Raw genomic sequence first — 17,973 nt, 5'->3', positions numbered from 1 at the left:
AGGGACAGGGAAAATTACCCACCCTTTACTCGGGGAATTTCACTTCGCCGGAAAAGAAGTTGAAACCAGCAATACCCTTGCGCGCGCCGACGACGAAAATGGAAACCGAATACCACATTCTCGTTCTCCGCCTTCCCTTATCCTATGCTTCGCGCACATGGATGACAAGGTGCACATTTCTGCGGTGGTGCGCGCAGGGGCGCCCGCTCCGGCTCACACGTGGAGCTCGACCCCGTACTCCGCGAGCCACGTGTTCAGCTGGAGCACCATCTCCATGCTCGCCCGTTCCACCCACGCGAAGGCACCGCTGGGGGCCGCCGCGGTGCCCAGCGCCACCCGGGTCGCCTCGGCGTCCAGCAGCGGGGCGACCGGCGCCGTCCGGTCCGCGGCCACCTCCCCGAAGCGGTGGCGGACGAACTCGCCGTACGCGGCCTCCTGGACGGTCGGGTAGGCGCTCTTGGGCCGGTTGAGCACGGGCTCCGGCAGCAGATCGGCGACCGCGGCCCGCAGCAGGCTCTTCTCCTGGCCGTTCACCCGCTTCAACTCGGCCGGCACGTTGTAGACGTACTCCACCAGCGCCCGGTCGCAGAACGGCGGGCGCAGCTGCACCCCGTGCGCCATGCTCATCCGGTCGGCCCGGTCCAGATGGGTCGGGGCCCACCGGGTCAGCGCCAGGTAGGTGACCTCGCGCGCCCTGCGCTCGGCGGGCGTCTCCCCGGCCACCTGCGGGACCTCGGTGAGCGCGTCGCGGTAGTGCTGGTCGGCGTACTCCATGAAGTCCAGCTCCTTGCGGAGCGTACGGTCCACCAGTGAGCAGCCGAGACCGCCGGCGGCCGCGTCGTGCCCGCGCTCGAAGGAGACCCACGGGAACGTCGTGGAGTTGCTGTGGGCCGGGTCGTACGCCCAGAAGTAACCGTTGAACACCTCGTCCGCGGTCTCCCCGGAGAGCACCGCCGTGATCCCGGCACCGCGCAGCGCCTCGAAGAACAGCAGCAGCGAGACGTCCATGTCGCCGAGCGGCGAGGGCGTGTCCTGGCTGCGCAGGGCGGCGGCGTGCGTGAGCGGATCGGCGAGCGCCGATGTGTTCAGAAGGATCTCGGTGTGTTCGGTTCCGATGTGTTCGGCCGCGAGGGCCGCGTAGGGGGCGTCCGGGGTGGCGCGCATCGTCGGGTGCGGCTCGAAGTTCTCCGCGTAGCCGGAGAAGTTCACCGAGAACGACCGGAGCCGGCCGCCCCCGGCCCGCCGCTCACGCGCCGCGAGCGCGGTCAGCGCACTGGAGTCGATCCCCCCGGACAGCATCGCGCCGACCGGCACGTCCGCCCGCAGGTGGGTGGCGACCGCCTCCGACAGCAGCCGGCGCACGGTGGCGACGGTGGTCTCCAGGCTGTCGGTGTGCGGGCGGGCGGGCAGCGACCAGTAGCGGCGGTGACCCGTGCCCGGCGCCCGCACGGTCATCGTGTGGCCGGGCAGCACCTCACGCGTGCCCCGGAACACCCCGGTGCCCGGCTTGCGGCTGTGCGCGAACAGCTCCCGCAGCCCGTCGGCGTCGACCACCGGCCGGACCGCCGGGTGCGCCAGCAGCGCCTTGGGCTCGGAGCCGAAGACCACACCGGAGGGCGTCAGGAAGTAGCACAGCGGCTTCACCCCCAACCGGTCGCGGACCAGCAGCAGTTCCTGCCTCCGTACGTCCCACAGGGCCAGGGCGAACAGGCCCTCCAGCCGCTCGGGGAACGCGGCACCCCACTCCAGGTAGGCGCGCAGCGCCACCTCCGCGTCGTCGTCACCGGTGAACCGGTGCCCCTTCGCGGCCAGTTCGCGGCGCAGCTCCACACGGTTGGTGACGCTCCCGTCCAGGGTCAGCACGGCCACCGGGCCGCCGGCCTCCGTCTCCACGAGGGCCGGGCCGTCGGTGCGGCCCGTGCCGGTCAGGGCGAGGTGCCGCTGGGCCAGCGCGGCATGGCCCTCGATCCACTCGCCGGAGCCGTCCGGGCCGCGGTGCGCGAGCGCCGCCGCCATCGCCCGTACCGTGGGCGCCTCCGGTGTCAGGTCCCGCTCGAAGTCCACCCAGCCGGCGATTCCGCTCATCGTGGCGTCCTTTCGCTCTCCGCGTGTGATGTGGGTGCGCTGTTCTCCTGCGGGGCACGGGTGAGGACGGTGACCTCCACCAGGGAGAGCCCGTGCCGGGCGACCGCCTCCCGGAACTCGCCGAGCCCTGGCGCCCCTTCGCCGCGCACCGCGATGCCCAGCCGGCGCGGGGCCTCCTCCCCGTAGCGGTGGTACAGCTCCAGATAGCCGCGCGCGGTGTGCTCCGCGTCGTCGACCAGCGCGAACCGCACCGGCCGCCGCCGGCCCCGCCAGGTCAGCTCGCCCGGCGAGCCGCCCGCGAAGTTGTGCCGCCAGCCGCTGCCGGTCGCCACCACCAGCGCGCCACCGAGGGAGTGCACCCCGGCGGGCACGGTGTACGGCCGCCCGCTGTGCCGTCCCGTGAAGTGCAGCAGCGCGAGCCGCTCGGCCACCGGGCCGGGCTCGGGGCGGGACAGCAGCTCCCGCATCCGGGCGTCGGCCGCCGCCCGCTCCGGCCCCTCCGGCAGCCGGCGTACGACCACGGGGCTCATGACAGCACCACCGCGGCGGCGGTCAGCGCGCAGCCCGCGATCGCGAGGACGGTGCGCACCAGGTGCCAGCCGCGCCAGGCCGGACGGGGGTCCCGCCAGCCGGGGCCCAGGTCCTCGGGCCGGGTCCGCTTGACCGTCCGGTTGATCGGCACGTTCCGGGTCTGCGACACCACGGCCACCCCCGCCATGCACAGCGCGGCGACCGCGAACAGCAGCCGGGGGCCGCCCGACGCCCGTACCGCGAACCCCACGTCCACGGCCGTGGAGCCGGTGACGATGAACGGCATGATCCGGTCGTAACGTCTGCCGAGCAGGATGTGGGTGGACACGTACCGCTCCGGGGACATCGCGACCAGCGCGGGCATCACGCTCACCGCGACCGCGAAGAGCACCCCCGCCACCAGGCCGGTGCCCGTCAGCACCAGCACACTCAAAGCCTCCACCACCGCTTTCGCCCTCCTTCGAGCCGTGCGACGTCCTTCTGGGCCCGCGCTGTCCTCCGTGCTGGCCCGAACCTGTCAGCCGCCCCTCGCACGACACTCGAATCCGCCTGGGAGCACGCCGCTTCGCGCGGGTTCCGCTCACCCGCGCCGCGAGCCCACCTCGAGGCGCCGGGTGTTGCATCGGCCCGCCGAACCGAACGCAATCCACACCCTTCGAGGAGCCGGTATGGCGGACGAGACGACCGAAGTACTCATCGTGGGCGGCAGCATGGTGGGGCTCGCCCAGGCCCTGTTCCTCGCCCGGCAGGGCATCCGTCCGCTGCTGGTGGAGCGGCACGCGGAGATCTCGGCACACCCCCGGGCGCAGGCCGCGAGCCCGCGGACCATGGAGCTGCTGCGCGCGCTGGGCCTGGAGGAGGCGGTACGGGCACGGGAGAACCCGCACGCCCAGTACGGCGACATCCTCCAGGCCGAGTCCCTGACCGGGAAGGAACTCGGGCGCTTCGACGGGCCGTTCCGCTTCGACCGGCACGAGGTCGGCACCACCGGCTGGACCCTGATCGGGCAGGACCGTCTCGAGCCGGTGCTGCGGGAGCGGGCCGAGCAGCTCGGCGCGGACATCCGGTTCGCCACCGAGATGACCGGGTTCACCCAGGACGCGGACGGCGTCACGGCGGTGCTGCGCAGTGCGGGCGACGGTGCCGAACGGACCGTGCGGGCACGGTATCTGGTCGCCGCCGACGGCTCACGGGCGCCGATCCGCACCTCCCTCGGCATCGGCCACCACGGACCGGGGGTGTTCGGCGGTCAGATGAACATCGTCTTCCACGCCGGCCTCGACCCGTACGTGGCGGGGCGCACCTTCTTCCTCTGCTTCGTCAGCAACCCGACCGTCAAGGGGGTGCTCGGCAAGCTCGGCGGCGCGGACTCCGACCGCTGGGTGCTCGCGCCGAGCCTGCCGCCCGGGGCCGACCACCGCGGCTTCGGCACCGAGGAGTGCGTGGAGCTGGTGCGGGCCGCGGTGGGCGTGCCCGGTCTGCCGGTGACGGTGGAGTCCGCGACGAGCTGGGAGATCGCCGCCTGGGTGGCGGACCGCTTCCGCTCCGGACGCGTGCTGCTGGCGGGCGACTGCGCCCACGTCATGCCGCCCACCGGGGGGTTCGGCGGCAACATGGGCATCCAGGACGCGCACAACCTGGCCTGGAAGCTCGCGCGGGTGCTGCGCGGGCAGGCGGGCCCCGGCCTGCTGGACACCTACGAGCAGGAGCGGGCCCCGGTCGCCGAGTTCACCGTCGACCAGGGCGTCATCCGCTACCTCCAGCGCAGCGGCCTCGACGAGGCGGCCGCGGCCCGGCACCGGCCCGAGAGCACGGTGCTGTTCGGGCACGTGTACCGGTCGGACGCTGTCCTGCGCGAGGCCGGCGACGACGACACCGCCGTCGTCGAGGACCCGACGGCCCCCACCGGCCGCCCCGGCACCCGCGCTCCGCACCTGCCCCTGGTCCGCGAGGGCAAGGACGTCGCCCTGCACGATCTCCTCGACGGCGACTTCTGGCTGCTCACCGGACCGGACGGCACGGCCTGGCAGGAGCCGGCGGCCGCGCTCGGTCTGTCCTTCCACCGGGTGGGCGCGGAGGAGTCCCCCGAGGTCGTCGAGCGTTTCCTCGGCCGCTACGGCGTCGAGGAGACCGGTGCGGTGCTGGTCCGGCCGGACGGGTTCATCGCGTGGCGTTCCGGTGGGGCGGTGGGTGAGCCTGCCGGGGCGCTGACGGCGGCGCTCGATGCGGTGCTGCGGCGTGCGTGAGCGTTCCGTTCGGGGGTGGGGTGCGCTACGGGGCGGCTGCGGACCGGTGGGGGCCGGTCGCGCAGTTCCCCGCGCCCCTGTGGGAGCGCTGCGCGCCCCATGAAGCGGCCGCGGTGCTCCTTCCCGGAGCACCGCGGCCGTCGTGTGCACGCGAAGCGTGCGTCAAGGGGCGCGGGGAACTGCGCGACCAGCCGCAAACGGACCGCAACCACCCGGCAACAACCACCTTCGCGCGAAGCGCGTCTCAAGGGGCGCGGGGAACTGCGCGGCCGGCCCCCACCGGCCAGCAGCCGCCAGGCAACCCCACACGCCCCCCTCGCTCCTAGACCCGGTCCAGAATCCCCCGCAACGCGGCGATCGCCGCCTGGTCGAGAGGCCCACCGCGCCCCGCGGTCGTGCGCCATCCCACGAACCCGTCGGGCCGTACCAGGACCGCGCCGCCGGCCAGCAGCCCGTAGCGCCGCCGGAAGGACCCGTCCTGGTCCCACAGCCGCGTCCCCCGTCCGATCCGCACGACCTTCAGCCCGGCCCCGAGCCGTTCGGCCTCCTTCTCCACCGCCCCGGTCCAGCGGCCCGCCGCCTCGTCCACGAGCAGGGTGAACCCGTCGCCGTACAGATCGGTGACCGACACCGGCCCCTCGGGCCCGTCGAGCTGGACATGCGGGGCCCGCGCGCCGGGCCGGGCGCCGGGGTGCTCGGGGTCCTCCAGGATCGCGTCGGGCGCCCCGTCCTCCGCCGCGAACGCGCCGGAGCGGTAGCAGTACCCGAACGTCATGGTCGTCTCGTCCACCAGCTCCGCGGCGACCTCCTGGTACTGCTTGCCCTCGCGGACCGCGAACCGCAGCATGGCCTGCCGTACCGTCTCCTCGGCCACCGGCCGCCGCTCCGCGTCGTAACTCTCCAGCAGCCCGGGGCCGGCCGTGCCGTCGAGCACCAGGGCCAGCTTCCAGGCCAGGTTGTACGCGTCCTGGATGCCGGTGCTGGCGCCGAACGCGCCGGTGGGCGGCATCACGTGGGCGGCGTCCCCGGCGACGAACACCCGGCGTGTCGCGAACGTGTCCGCCACGCGCGCGGAGATGTCCCACGCGGGCATGTCCACCGACTCGATCTTCAGCGGCAGGTCGGGCACCCCGACCGCGGCGCGCACCAGGGAGGTGCACCGCTCCTCGGTGAAGTCCTCGGCGCGCTGGCCCTGTTCGGGGAAGAAGGAGACGTTGATGACCCACCGGCGGTCGTTGTCGATGGGGATGATCGTGCCGCGCATCTCGGGGTTGTTGACGTAGGCCGCGATGATCCGGCGGCCGCGCAGCGCCTCGGTCAGGTCGGCCTCGAAGAAGAAGCTGACGAGGTTGGTGATGGTGCCGCGGCCGTGCGCGCCGATGCCCAGCATGTCGCGCAGCGGGCTGCGGCTGCCGTCCGCCGCGATCACGTACCGCGCCCGGATCTGCGAACTCTTCCCGGTGGACCGGTCGGTGACGTGGGCCAGCACCCCCTCCGCGTCCTCCTCGAGCGCGTCGACCCGGGTGGAGAAGCGGACGTCCGCCCCTGCTTCGACGGCCCGCTCCCGCAGGATGGGCTCCAGCTGGTTCTGGTCGATCAGCGTCCACTGGGTGGGGCTGATCCGGCCGATGTCCTCCGGAGAGGCGCTGGGCATCCGTACGCGTTCCTTGCCGGCGAGGCTCTCGACGTGCACCAGGTCGGTGTTGCCGGAGATGGGGGAACGCCCCGCCCGGACCCGCTCCTCCATGCCCACCGCACGGTACAGCTCCATCGTCCGCGGGTTGATGGCCCGGGCCTTGGGGTGGGTGGAGGTGTCCGGGTGGCGTTCCACGAGGGTGGCGGCGACGCCGTGATGGGCGAGGAAGACGGCCGCGGACAGTCCGGTCAGCCCGCCCCCGACGATGAGGACGGGGGTGGTGTGCGACGTCATGCTGCCTCCTTGTGGGCGGTGACCAGGGTGTGGGTGCCGAGCAGCGGCTGCGCGTCGCCGTCGGTGAAGCCGGCCCCGCGCAGCCAGGACCGGCAGTCCGCGATCCGGTACTCGGAGCCGTCGGGGCTGACCAGCCGCATGTGCAGGCTGCTGAGCAGCCGCTCCGGGTCGCTGCGGTCGTCGTCGATCATCCGGTCGTAGACGAGGACCGTGCCACCGGGCCGCACCGCCTCGAAGACCCGGCCGAGCAGCTCGCGCCGCCGGGCGGTGTCGAAGCCGTGCAGGATGTGCCCGAGGACGACGACGTCGGCCGGCGGGATCGGGTCGGTGAAGAAGTCGCCGCCGGCGAAGGCGATCCGGCCGGTCAGGCCGAGGCCCTGGACGTGCTCGGTGAACAGCGGCCGCGTGCGCTCCAGGTCGAAGCAGGTCGCCTTCAGGTGCGGGTGCGCCCGCACCAGGACGGCCGCGAGGTTGCCGCGGGCGCCGCCGAGGTCGACGAAGGAGGAGTGGCGGTCCCAGTCGAGCCGCCGGGCGATCTCGGCGCCCATCCGGTCGCTGTAGGCGTCGAGTCCGGCGAGGAACCGCTTCATCTTGGCGGGGTCCTTGTGCCGGTCCCCGACGAAACCGCCCTTGTCCGGGTCGAGGTGCTGCGGCTCGCCGGAGCGCATCGCCTCGGTGAGCCGGCCCCAGGTGCCGTACAGGGTCTCGTTGGTGAGCTCGACGAAGCCGCCGAGGTACGAGGAGGAGCCGGGCACCAGATAGGCCTGCGCCAGCGGGGAGTTGCGGTAGCCGCCCTCCGTCCGCTCCAGCAGACCGAGCCCGGCCAGCGCGTCCAGGAAGTCCGGGACCATCCGGTGGTGCGTCCCGGTGCGGCGGGCCAGTTCCGCGGCGTCGGCGGGGCTTTCGGCCAGCGCGCCGAACACCCCGAGGGTGACGGCACTGTGCAGCACCTTGGCGGCGCAGTCGGCAATGGTCAGCCGGATCAGTGGTCCGGGGTCGACCGCCGGAGCCGTCTGCGGGTCTTCGGTCGTTGTCACACGAGCCTCCTGGTCTGCCTCTGCCTGTTCTTCGGGCTGCGTCCTGCGTCGTACGGCTGTGCAGTGCCGACGATGGTCGCGAGCCGTCGATTCGGGCTCGAAGGGCGCTGAAGGGCGGCCGGGGCGGGGCGCGCACGCGTGAGCCGCCGTCCCGTGCGGGACGGCGGCTCTACCGGTGGATGCGGAGCGTTCAGTTCTCCTCGGCGGCCCTCTCGTGTTCACGGTGGCTCTCGCCCTGGTGGTCCTCACCCTGGTGCTCACCGCGCAGCGGCAGGTTCTTCATCGTCAGGGCGGCCAGCAGCCCCAGCAGAAGGACCGGTACGGCGGTGAGGAACACGGGGGTGAGCGCGGCGGCGTACGACTGTTCCACGGCGTTGCGCACGGGCTCGGTGAGCCGGTCCAGTGTCTCGGTGGAGGACAGCGCGTCGTGGTCGATGCCGCGCAGCGCGCCCGGCGGGGTCCGGTCGGCGATCTCCTCGGTGAGCCGGTTGTAGAAGATCGAGGCGAACAGGGAGATGCCGACGGTGGTGCCCAGTTGCCGGGCGAAGGACACGGTGGCGTGGACCGCGCCGATGTCGTCCCGCGGGGCGGTGTTCTGTGCGGCCATGGTGAGGACCTGCATGTTCAGTCCGGCGGCGACGCCGAAGACCAGCATGTAGGCGATGACCACGGTACGGGGGGTCCCGGTGTCCATGGTGGCCAGGAGCAGCGCCCCCACGATGCCGATGGCCATGCTGAGCACGGGGTACCACTTGTAGCGCCCCGTCTTGGTAATCGCCGCTCCGCTGACCACGGAGGAGGCGACCAGGCCGAACATCATGGGCAGCAGCACCACGCCGGACATGGTCGGGCTGGCGCCGGTGACCACCTGGATGTAGATGGCCAGGAAGTTGACCGAGCCGAGGAAGACGATGCCCGCCGCGACGCTCACCAGCACGCTGACGCTGAAGGTGGAGTCGCGGAAGAGGTGCAGCGGGATGACGGGTTCGGGGGCCCGGCGCTCGGCGGCGACGAACGCCACGGCGAGCAGCACCGCTCCCGCGGCGAGCCCGAGGATGCGCCAGTCCAGCCACTCGTACTTCACTCCGCCCCAGCTCGCGGCCAGGGTGAGGGCGACGATGGCGGCGCTGAGCAGGACGAAGCCGGTGTAGTCGATCCGCGCGACGCGGTCGGCGCGGGGCAGGTGCAGGCAGGTGGAGACCAGCACCAGGATGACGATGCCGACGGGCAGGTTGATCAGGAAGACCCAGTGCCAGCTCAGCAGGTCGGTGAGAGCACCGCCGACGGCGGGCCCGGCGAGGGCCGCGAGGGCGAAGACGATGCCGAAGAGGTTGAAGTACTTGGCGGCCTCACGCGGGTTGAACAGCTCGCCGATGATGGCGAGCACGGAGACGAAGAGGCCGCCGGCGCCGATGCCCTGCACGGTGCGGAACAGGATGAGCTGGTCCATGGACTGCGCGGCGCCGCTCAGTGCGGAGCCGGCCAGGAACACCGTGACGGAGATCAGGAAGATCTTCTTGCGGCCGAAGAGGTCGCCGAGCTTGCCGTAGACGGGCGTGGTGACGCTGGCGGCGATGATGTACGCGGTCGTCACCCAGGCGAAGACGTCGAGACCGCCGAGGTCCCCGACGATGCGGGGCAGCGCGGTGGCGACGATCTGCGAGTCCAGCATGGCCAGGAAGACGGCCAGCATGCAGGCGGTGATGACGGGTTTGATGCGGGTCTGGGGTGAGGAGCCGACGGTCGTGAGCGGGCCATCTGCCCCTGTGGTCCGGGAGGGCACGGTAATTGCCTTTCGGGCTGGAGTGGGTGCCATCCCCGTCCCGCGGGCCGTGGTCGGCCGGCGTCGCTGCGGTGTGGGATCCGTCAGGGGATTGCTGTGGGCTGCGCCGTACGGCACGAGTGCCTCTCGTGCCGTACGGCGAGTGGCCGGTCCCGAACGGGGGACACCGTGACCGGCCACGTCGGTCGGGAGGCGGCGGGTCGCCGGCCCCGCGTCAGGGGACGAGGACGACCTTGCCGAGCTGGGCCCGGGCCTCCATGAGTTCGTGCGCCTTGACGGCCTCCTCGAGGCCGAGCCGCTCGTGCACGATCGGGCGCACCTTGCCGCTGGCGATCATGTCGAGCAGGTCGCGCTGGCCCGCGGCGATGGCGTCGGGCTTGTTGTAGAGCATGGCGTACAGGGCGAAGCCGGCCACGGTCTTCATCCGGCTGAGCATCAGCGGATGGATGGGCTGGATGTCGCCGCTGGCCGAGCCGTAGAAGACCAGCCGGCCGAACTGGGCCGTCAGGGCGATGGACTTGGTGAGGATGTCCCCGCCGACGGTCTCCAGGACGACGTCCACGCCCCGGCCGTCGGTCGCGGCCCGGACCTGGTCGTCCCAGTCGTCGTCGGTGTAGTTGACGGTGACGTCGGCACCGAGGTCACGGACGAAGTCCAGCTTGGCCTGCGTACTGGCGGTGGCGATGACCTTGCCGGCGCCCATCGCCTTGGCGATCTGCACGGCGAGGTGGCCGACGCCCCCGGAGGCGGCGTCGATCAGGATCGTCTCCCCTGCTCTGAGCTGGCCGGACTCCTTGATGGCGTGGTAGGCCGTCTGGGCGGGGCTCGGCAGCAGGGTGGCCTCGGCCGCGTCCATGGTGTCCGGGATGGTGATGGCCCAGGCGGCGTCGGCGGTCACGTAGTCGGCGTAGGCACTGTGGTCGACGTCGACGACGACGCGGTCCCCGACGCTCAGGTTGGTGACGCCTTCGCCGAGTGCCTCGACCACGCCGGCGACATCGCCGCCGGGGGCGCCGGGGAGCGTGGCGTGGCCACCGATCGGGATGCCCTGGCGGCGCTGGACCTCGGCGAACGTGACGCCGACGGCCTCGGAGCGGATCAGCACTTCGCCCGGTCCGGGCTGCGGCTTCTCCGCCTCTTCGACACGCAGCACCGTAGGGGCGCCGTGTTCGTAGTGGCGGACGATTCGCATGGTGTTCTCCCAACTAGGAGGTGTTGTCGAGCCGCGGGAGGTTGTCGCGCGGCTCCGCCCAGGGATCCGGGTTACATGGTGTGGGTCAATTACATGTCGTCATGCATGCACTTGTCAACCGCACATCAGTGATTCGATGCACGGCCTGAGGGAGTGTCAGGGAACGAGGACCACACGGCCGAGCTGGGAGCGCGACTCCATCAGCTCGTGCGCGGCCGCCGCGTCCTTCAGCGGCAGCTCGGCGTGGACGACGGGACGCACGGTGCCGGAGCTCACCATGTCCAGCAGCTCCCGGGCCCCCGCGGCCATGGCGTCCGGCTTGCCGCTCATCACGCCCCACATGCTGAAGCCCATGACGATGCGGTTGTCGAAGATGTCGGCGACGTCGATGGCCGGCAGCTCGCCGCCCGCCGCGCCGTACACCACCGTCCGCCCGAACGGGGCGGTGAGGTTCACGGACTTGGTGAGGATGTCGCCGCCGACGGTCTCCAGGGCGACGTCCACGCCCCGGCCGCCGGTCGCGGCACGCACCTTCTCGTCCCAGCCGTCCTCGCCGTAGTCGACCGTGACGTCGGCGCCGAGCGAGGCGGCGAAGGACAGCTTCTCCGCTCCGCGGGCGGCGGCGATGATCTGGCCCGCGCCGAGCGCCTTGGCCATCTGGACCAGCAGGTGCCCGATGCCGCCCGCGGCGGCGGTGATCAGCACGGTCTCGCCGGGCTGGAGCTTCGCCGCCGTGACGATCACGTGGTAGGCGGTCTGGCCCGGGATGGGCAGCGAGGTGGCCTGGCCGGGGTCGATGCCCTCGGGGACGGCGAACAGCCAGTCGGCCTGGGTGACGACGTACTCGGCGTACCCGTCGGCGGCGACGCCGGTGACCACGCGGTCACCGACCTTCACCTGGTCGACGCCCTCGCCGAGCTGCTCGACGACACCCGCGACGTCACCGCCCGGCGAGCCCGGCAGTGTGGCGGGACCGCCGACCGGGATGCCCTGACGGCGCTGGCACTCGGCGAAGTTGACGCCGACCGCCTCGGCGCGGATCAGCACCTGGCCGGGGCCGGGGGTGGGCTTCTCGGCCTCTTCGAGCCGCAGCACCGAGGGGGCACCGAACTCGTGGTGTCGGACGATACGCATGGACGTACTCCTCTTTCTCGTTCGTTCACTTGCGTGCACGGCGGGGCCTCGCCCTGCCGTGCACGACGGGGGTTCGAAGGGGGCGGGGAGCGGGCCGGATCAGGCCCGGGTCAGTTCGACGAGCGAGCGCACCGGTCCCAGGTCGACCACGCGGCGCAGGGCGAGCCCGGCGCCGGCCGCCAGCTCGCGCAGCTGCTCGGTGGTGCGCATCCGCCCGCCCAGGTAGATGAGCATCCGCAGGTCCAGGTCCGTCTGGTCGGTCTGCACGTCGAGGAGACCCTCCAGGACCATGACCCGGCCGCCCGGACGGACGGCCTCGGCGCAGCGCCGGAGGATCTCGGCCGCCCGGTCGTCGGGCCAGTTGAGCAGGACGTTGGACAGCAGGTACACGTCGCCGTCGGCGGGCAGCGGATCGAAGAAGCTGCCGACCACGGCGCGGCAGCGCTCCTGGAGGCCGGCCGCCGCGAAGTCCCGCTCGGCCGCCGCCGCGGGCGCCTCGAGGTCGAGCAGGGTGCCGTGCGCGCCCGGGGTGGCGTCGACCACGGCCGCGAGCAGATCACCGCTGCCGCCGCCGACGTCCACGACGTGCCGGACGGACCGCCAGTCACCCTTGGCCAGCAGTTCGGGGACGACCCAGCGCATGCTGGCCGCCATCCGCCGGGCGAAGGCCTCCGCGAGCGCGCCGTCCGACTCGACGTCCGTCCAGAACTCCTGCCCGTACAGCGCGGAGTAGACGGGCCCGCCGGTGCGCACGGCATCCAGCAGGCGGAACACCGCGGCCTCGCCCCGGCCGGTCGGGCCGTCCAGGCGGAGCCAGTCGCGGCCCGACTGCGGGACGTCGTCGCGCAGCAGGACACCGAGTTCCGTCGGTTCGTAGCCCCCTCCGGGGAGCGGGCGGTAGATCCCGGCGTTGACCAGGTGACCGAGGAGACGGCCCAGAGCGGTCGCGTCCGCGTTCACCTCCCGGGCCAGCGCCTCGACCGTGACCGCGCCGGCGGCCATGTGGTCCGAGAGTCCGAGGGTGGCGGCCACTCTGATGGCCATGGGGGTGATCAGGTCGCTCTTCTCCAATAACTCCTGCGACCAGGGGGGATTGCTCACGGGTTCCTCTCACGTGCACGTGCGGTGTGGGGGGTGGGGAAGGTGGCCGCGCCGGCCGCGGGGACGTGCCCCACGGCCCTCGCGGCCCCTTCGTCAGACCGTGCCGAACCAGGTGGTGACGGCCGCGGTCAGCGATTCCCGGAGCTCCGGCTCCGGCATGTCCCGGTCCGCGGCCCAGGCGACGTAGCCGTCGGGGCGGACCAGCAGACCGGCCAGCCGCGGCTCCTGGGCGCACTCGGCCCGCACGAGCTGGAGCCGGCCGGCCCAGGAGACGCCCGCGGCCCACTTCTCGTGGACCTGGCCGATCAGCGAGTCGCCGGTCAGGTCGAGCAGCAGACCGGTGCCGCGCTTGAGGTACTTGGGGAGGGGCCGGACGCCCTCCTCGGTCTTCAGTTCCAGGTCGCGGGCGAAGTCCCCGAGCAGCCGGTGCTCGGGGCCGTCGATCGCGTAGCGGACGGTGACGCCGCTGAGCATCTCGGCGAGGTACCGGTTCACCTGCTCGGTGCGCATGAGGTCGGTGAAGAGCTCGCGCAGCGGGGTGACGTACGGGTCCGGGTTCATCAGCGCGATCTGGGCGCGGGTGTTGGCCAGCACCTTGCGGGCCGGCGCCTGGCGCTCCCGGTCGTAGCTGTCGAGCAGGCCCTCGGGAGCCCAGCCGTGCACCTCGGCGGCCAGCTTCCAGCCGAGGTTGAAGGCGTCCTGGAGACCGAGGTTGACGCCCTGGCCGCCGACCGGGAAGTGGGTGTGGGCGGCGTCGCCCGCGATCAGCAGCCGGCCGGCGCGGTAGCACTCCGCCTGGCACGCGGAGTCGGTGAAGACGGAGAGCCAGCGCGGCGCGTGCGCACCGAGGTCGTCGCCCCAGATCTCACGCAGGCTCGCGGTGAGCTCGTCCAGGGTGAGTTCCGCCCCGGGCTCCCGGTCGGCCTCGAAGTCGAAGGTGGAGACCCGGTGGTAGGTGTCGTCGAGCGGGACGCAGAACAGCAGGCCGCGTTCGGTGCGCTCCATGCCCATGGGGGCGTTCTCGCGGTCGGCGAGGATCACGTCGCCGAGCCGGGCGGTGACCCGGCCGCCGGTGCCGGGGAAGGCGATGCCGGCCTCCTGCCGGACCAGGCTGCGTGCGCCGTCGCAGCCCACGGCGTAGCGGGCGCGCAGGGTGTAGCCGCCGTCGGGGCCGGTCACCTCGGCCTCGACGCCGTCGGCGTCCTGGCGCATGGCGGTGACCTCGTGGCCGCGCCGGATCTCGGCGCCGAACTCGGCGGCACGCTCCTCCAGCAGCCGTTCGGTCCGGGTCTGCTCGGAGAGCAGGGCGTAGCCGTGCGCGCTGTCGAGGGTGGAGAAGTCGACCCACTCGTCGAGGCCCGCGAAGTGGCCGTTGTTCCAGGAGCGGGCCCCTTCGCGGAACCTCTTGAGCAGGCCGCGCCGGTCGAGGGACTCCAGGGAGCGGGCGTGCAGCCCGAAGGCCTTGGAGTGCGGGGTGCGCTCGGGCAGCCGCTCGAGCACGACCGCCCGGACGCGGGAGATCCGGAGCTCCGCGGCGAGCAGCATGCCGACCGGACCGCCGCCGACGATCAGCACGTCGAAGTCGACGTCGGTGTCGTAGGTGATCTCGAAGTCGCGATCGGACTGCTCGGGTGGCACGGACTGGGACATGAGGTTCCCCCTCGGTGGATGTGCGCGTCAGGTGCGCGGCAGAGTGTGCGCGATAGATGTTCGCTCACAGGTATATGTTTAACGTCATGCAGTCGATTGAAAGCATACAGATGCTCGTCTGCCGTAATCAACTCGCTTAGAATGCGGACATGGACACTTCGACTCAGCCCCCGCCGCGGGCAGCGGATCTGCTCGACGCCGTCGGCCCCGCCTTCTCCCGACTGCGGCGCGCGCAGGCGCTGAACGTGGAGAAGCAGGTGTCCCGCAAGGACTTCACCAGGACGCTGGTGCTCAACATCGTGCAGGACGGGCCCGACCAGGAGGGCCAGGAGATCACCGTGGGTGTCGTGGGCGAGCGGCTCGCCGTCGACCCCTCCGTGGCGAGCCGGATGGTCTCGGACTGCATCTCCGCCGGCTATCTGATCCGTGCGGCCTCGCAGCGCGACGGCCGCCGTACGATCCTGCAGCTCACCCCCGAGGGGCACGAGACGCTCGCCCGCTTCCGCCGCCACCAGCGGGCGGCCTTCGAGCGCATCACCCAGGACTGGCCCGAGGAAGAGCGGCTCGAGTTCGCCCGGCTGCTCATCAAGTACGTGGACTCCGTGGGCGAGCTGCAGCACGACGGCTCCGCGTAGACGGCGCCGCCGGGCCGGGACGGACACCCGCCGCCCCGGCCCGGCCGTGACGCACCTCGGTGCGCCGAGCGCATCCCGGCCGAAGCCGCGGACGCGCCGTGGGTCTCTCAGCCCCGGTCGAGCACCCCGCGAAGCACCGCCTCCAGCGCCGCTGCCTCCGCGCCCTGGGGATCCGCGCCCGGCGAGCGCCACGCGACGACACCGTCCGGCCGTACCAGGACCGCGCCTTCGGGGTGCAGCCCGCCGTAGCGCTCGGACCAGGTGCCGTCCGGGTCGGCCAGCGTGCCCGCCCCGCCGCCCGTGCCCCGCACCACGCGGCGTGCGGTGAGCTTCAGGCCCAGCCCGGCGGAGGCGGAGGCGGCGGCCGAGAGCCACTCGCCGCCGTTCTCCCCCGTCAGCAGGACGAAGTCCCGCCCGAAGAGGTCGAGCGTGCAGACGCGCTCGCCGTCCCGCGACAGCAGCGCGTACGGCGCCCGGGTCCCGGGCTCCCCGCGCAGTGCGCGCGGGTCGGAGGCGACCGGCAGGTCCGCGCCGCCCGGCTCCGCCACCACCGCTGCGGAGCGGTACGCCTGCCCCGACGTCACCGTCACCGCGTCCGCGACGGCCGCCCGCTGCTCCGGGGTCGCGGAGCCGGATCGCAGCGCCAGCTGGAGGGACCCCTGCTCGGCCGTGTAGACCGCCACGGGACGCCGCTCGGCGTCGTACGTCTCCACCAGGCCGGGCCCCGCGACGCCCGCGACCACCAGGGCGAGCTTCCAGGCGAGGTTGTGGGCGTCGGCGATACCGGTGTTGGCTCCGTAGCCCCCGGTGGGCGGCACCACGTGCGCCGCGTCCCCGGCGAGCAGCACCCTGCCGTGCACGAACCTCTCGGCCACCTGCTCCGCCATGTCCCAGGGGAAGCGCGAACGGATCGTCACCCCGACCCCGGGCGCGCCCACCGCGGCCGTCACCAGCTCCGCACAGCGGTCGTCGGTGAAGTCCTCCAGGCTCTCGCCGTCCTCGGGCCGGTACCCGACGATGAGCGTGCCCCCGGTCAACGTGTCGTCATGCACGAGAATGCCGGTGACCTGCGGGTTCTGCACGTGGACCACGCTGTACCTGCGGTCCCCCAGCACCGGGCGCAGATCCGCGCCGAACGCGATGCTCACATGACGGGACAGCACCCCGCGCCCCTGCCGGGGCACCTTCAGCGCCTCCCGGACGGTGCTGCGCGGCCCGTCGCAGGCCACCAGATAGGAGCTGCGGAAGGTGCGGGTACCGGTGTCGTCGCCGAGGACGGCGGTGACCCCCTCGGGATCCTCCGCGAAGGACAACAGCTCGGTGCCGAACCTGAGGTCGGCGCCGAGCTCCGCCGCCCGCTCCCGCAGCAGCGGCTCCAGCCGGTCCTGCGGCAGCAGGAGCAGCCGGGACGGGGTGAGGTCGCCCAGGTCGTCGTCGCCCTCCAGCTCCTCCTTGCTGAACAGCACGTCACCGGCGAGCGAGGTCACCCCGGCCCGGGTGCGGTGCGTGGCGAAGCCGGACGCCTCCCGTACGGCGGAGTCCTCGACGCCCGCCTGGCGCAGCAGCTCCCCGGTCCGGGGGTAGTACCCGACGGCCCGGGGGTGGACGGACGTGCCCGGGTGGCGCTCCACCAGGGTGCACCGCACCCCGTGCCGGGCGAGGAACAGGGCGGTGGACAGCCCGACGAGGCTGCCGCCGACGATCAGTACGGGTGCGCTGCCGGAAGGGTCGGAAGCGGAGGTCATCGCACGGTCCCTCTCTGGGTGATCGGCCTCGGACAGTTGTTCACGGGGTCGGCAGTCCGGCCCGCCCCAGGGCCAGGTAGTCCACGACCTCCCAGTGCTCGGCGACCTTCCCGCGCTCGATCCGGAACTGGTCGCAGGTACGCATCTCCAGCGGCAGCCCGGAGGGGCCGCCGCCGCTCCACGCGCCGGTGAGCGTGCCGGTCCAGGTCACGAAGACCATCACCCGGTCGTCGGCGGCGACGATGTGGTCCACGGTGGTGACCAGGTCGGGGAAGGCGGCGATGTTGTCGGCGAAGAACGCCTTGAAGGCGTCGAGTCCGTCCGGCACCGCGTCGGTACGCATGTTGTGGTGGCGGTAGTCCTGGTGGTAGTAGCGCTCGGCCAGGTCCAGCCGGTGCTCGCTGAAGACGTCGCGGTACGCGCCGAGCACCAGCTCCGCGTTGGCCCGCTCGGTGTCGCTGTGCGGGCCGTGCAGCCCGGGCGCGGCCGGCTGACCGCTCCGGTCCGGTCCGCCGTCCACGCCGTGCGCGACCAGAACGTCACGGTCCACCACGTTCCAGTGCTCGGCCACCCTGCCGTCCCGCAGGCGGTACAACTCGGCTGTGTGCAAGCGCAGTTCGGCGCCCGAGCGGGAGCGCCCGGTCCAGGTGGCGAACAGCATCACCCGGTCGTTCCCGGCCACCAGGTGGTCGATGTCCGCGCGCAGCTCCGGGAACACCCGGTCCGAGGTCCGCCAGTCGGCCGGGGCGTGCTCGACGCAGTCGGCGTGGAAGAAGCGGCCCGCCTCCTCGAAGCGGCGCTCGCGATGGAGCGTTCCGTACAGCTCGCGGATCAGCTCGGCGTTGCGCGTGCGCTGCCCGGCAGGGATCACGGTGGTCATGGGTTCCTCTCGGCTCGGCTCTCG

The 17,973-nt window shown here is 72.6% G+C and carries 14 protein-coding genes; 2 read left to right on the top strand and 12 right to left on the bottom strand.

Annotated elements, in window-relative coordinates; all coding sequences use genetic code 11:
• Window positions 1–213 precede the first annotated feature (213 nt).
• The 3 genes from asnB to AB0937_RS01235 are packed head-to-tail and all read right to left on the bottom strand — an operon-like array spanning window position 214 to window position 3,061.
• Window positions 214–2,085: an asparagine synthase (glutamine-hydrolyzing) gene (gene asnB / locus AB0937_RS01245; RefSeq protein ID WP_366708872.1), complete on the bottom strand. Its 1,872-nt coding sequence runs from the start codon at window positions 2,083–2,085 to the stop codon at window positions 214–216.
• On the bottom strand, window positions 2,082–2,615 hold the full coding sequence (locus AB0937_RS01240; RefSeq protein WP_366708871.1) for a hypothetical protein: 534 nt from the start codon (window positions 2,613–2,615) through the stop codon (window positions 2,082–2,084). Before AB0937_RS01240 ends, asnB begins: the two co-directional genes overlap by 4 nt.
• Window positions 2,612–3,061: a DUF1772 domain-containing protein gene (locus tag AB0937_RS01235; protein ID WP_366708870.1), complete on the bottom strand. Its 450-nt coding sequence runs from the start codon at window positions 3,059–3,061 to the stop codon at window positions 2,612–2,614. The genes AB0937_RS01240 and AB0937_RS01235 overlap by 4 nt, the downstream gene beginning before the upstream one ends.
• Before the next feature lie 223 nt (window positions 3,062–3,284).
• On the opposite strand from AB0937_RS01235, the gene AB0937_RS01230 reads away from it, so the two are divergent.
• Complete coding sequence (locus AB0937_RS01230) at window positions 3,285–4,862, top strand: FAD-dependent monooxygenase (RefSeq protein WP_366708869.1); 1,578 nt, start codon at window positions 3,285–3,287, stop codon at window positions 4,860–4,862.
• Between the two features lie 322 nt (window positions 4,863–5,184).
• Here the strand turns inward: AB0937_RS01230 and AB0937_RS01225 are convergent, their stop codons facing one another.
• From AB0937_RS01225 to AB0937_RS01195, 7 genes are all read right to left on the bottom strand, one after another.
• Entirely contained in the window at window positions 5,185–6,792 is a 1,608-nt protein-coding gene (locus AB0937_RS01225) for an FAD-dependent monooxygenase (protein ID WP_366708868.1), read from the bottom strand.
• Window positions 6,789–7,829 carry a methyltransferase gene (locus AB0937_RS01220; protein WP_366708867.1) on the bottom strand — a complete coding sequence of 347 codons (1,041 nt, stop codon included), beginning with the start codon at window positions 7,827–7,829 and terminating at the stop codon, window positions 6,789–6,791. The genes AB0937_RS01225 and AB0937_RS01220 overlap by 4 nt, the downstream gene beginning before the upstream one ends.
• A gap of 190 nt (window positions 7,830–8,019) precedes the next feature.
• Window positions 8,020–9,645, bottom strand: a complete 1,626-nt coding sequence (locus tag AB0937_RS01215) for an MDR family MFS transporter (protein WP_366708866.1) — start codon at window positions 9,643–9,645, stop codon at window positions 8,020–8,022.
• A 181-nt stretch (window positions 9,646–9,826) separates the two neighbouring features.
• On the bottom strand, window positions 9,827–10,804 hold the full coding sequence (locus tag AB0937_RS01210; RefSeq protein ID WP_366708865.1) for a zinc-binding dehydrogenase: 978 nt from the start codon (window positions 10,802–10,804) through the stop codon (window positions 9,827–9,829).
• 156 nt (window positions 10,805–10,960) lie between these two features.
• Entirely contained in the window at window positions 10,961–11,938 is a 978-nt protein-coding gene (locus AB0937_RS01205; RefSeq protein WP_366708864.1) for a zinc-binding dehydrogenase, read from the bottom strand.
• Window positions 11,939–12,037: 99 nt separating this feature from the next.
• Window positions 12,038–13,009, bottom strand: a complete 972-nt coding sequence (locus AB0937_RS01200; RefSeq protein ID WP_366708863.1) for a methyltransferase — start codon at window positions 13,007–13,009, stop codon at window positions 12,038–12,040.
• Window positions 13,010–13,132: 123 nt separating this feature from the next.
• Complete coding sequence (locus tag AB0937_RS01195) at window positions 13,133–14,689, bottom strand: FAD-dependent monooxygenase (RefSeq protein ID WP_366708862.1); 1,557 nt, start codon at window positions 14,687–14,689, stop codon at window positions 13,133–13,135.
• A 149-nt stretch (window positions 14,690–14,838) separates the two neighbouring features.
• On the opposite strand from AB0937_RS01195, the gene AB0937_RS01190 reads away from it, so the two are divergent.
• The gene (locus tag AB0937_RS01190; protein WP_351639446.1) at window positions 14,839–15,324 is read left to right on the top strand and encodes a MarR family winged helix-turn-helix transcriptional regulator; all 486 of its coding nucleotides are present in this window, start codon (window positions 14,839–14,841) and stop codon (window positions 15,322–15,324) included.
• A 107-nt stretch (window positions 15,325–15,431) separates the two neighbouring features.
• Here AB0937_RS01190 and AB0937_RS01185 read toward each other — a convergent pair whose 3' ends face one another.
• A complete protein-coding gene (locus tag AB0937_RS01185; protein ID WP_366708861.1) occupies window positions 15,432–17,069 on the bottom strand; it encodes an FAD-dependent oxidoreductase in 1,638 nt (545 codons plus the stop codon).
• 40 nt (window positions 17,070–17,109) lie between these two features.
• Window positions 17,110–17,949: an ester cyclase family protein gene (locus AB0937_RS01180; protein WP_366708860.1), complete on the bottom strand. Its 840-nt coding sequence runs from the start codon at window positions 17,947–17,949 to the stop codon at window positions 17,110–17,112.
• Window positions 17,950–17,973: the final 24 nt, after the last annotated feature.

This window comes from Streptomyces sp. NPDC047880, assembly GCF_040706515.1.
Lineage (GTDB): Bacteria > Actinomycetota > Actinomycetes > Streptomycetales > Streptomycetaceae > Streptomyces.
Note: the sequence above shows the minus strand (reverse complement) of the source record. Positions and strands in the feature narration are given on the sequence as shown.

Coding starts and splice junctions, on each gene's coding strand:
- AB0937_RS01180 (WP_366708860.1), bottom strand. CDS start 17,949: ATGACCACCGTGATCCCTGCCGGGCAGCGCACGCGCAACGCCGAGCTG.
- AB0937_RS01215 (WP_366708866.1), bottom strand. CDS start 9,645: ATGGCACCCACTCCAGCCCGAAAGGCAATTACCGTGCCCTCCCGGACC.
- AB0937_RS01190 (WP_351639446.1), top strand. CDS start 14,839: ATGGACACTTCGACTCAGCCCCCGCCGCGGGCAGCGGATCTGCTCGAC.
- AB0937_RS01230 (WP_366708869.1), top strand. CDS start 3,285: ATGGCGGACGAGACGACCGAAGTACTCATCGTGGGCGGCAGCATGGTG.
- AB0937_RS01210 (WP_366708865.1), bottom strand. CDS start 10,804: ATGCGAATCGTCCGCCACTACGAACACGGCGCCCCTACGGTGCTGCGT.
- AB0937_RS01205 (WP_366708864.1), bottom strand. CDS start 11,938: ATGCGTATCGTCCGACACCACGAGTTCGGTGCCCCCTCGGTGCTGCGG.
- AB0937_RS01225 (WP_366708868.1), bottom strand. CDS start 6,792: ATGACGTCGCACACCACCCCCGTCCTCATCGTCGGGGGCGGGCTGACC.
- AB0937_RS01195 (WP_366708862.1), bottom strand. CDS start 14,689: ATGTCCCAGTCCGTGCCACCCGAGCAGTCCGATCGCGACTTCGAGATC.
- AB0937_RS01185 (WP_366708861.1), bottom strand. CDS start 17,069: ATGACCTCCGCTTCCGACCCTTCCGGCAGCGCACCCGTACTGATCGTC.
- asnB (WP_366708872.1), bottom strand. CDS start 2,085: ATGAGCGGAATCGCCGGCTGGGTGGACTTCGAGCGGGACCTGACACCG.
- AB0937_RS01240 (WP_366708871.1), bottom strand. CDS start 2,615: ATGAGCCCCGTGGTCGTACGCCGGCTGCCGGAGGGGCCGGAGCGGGCG.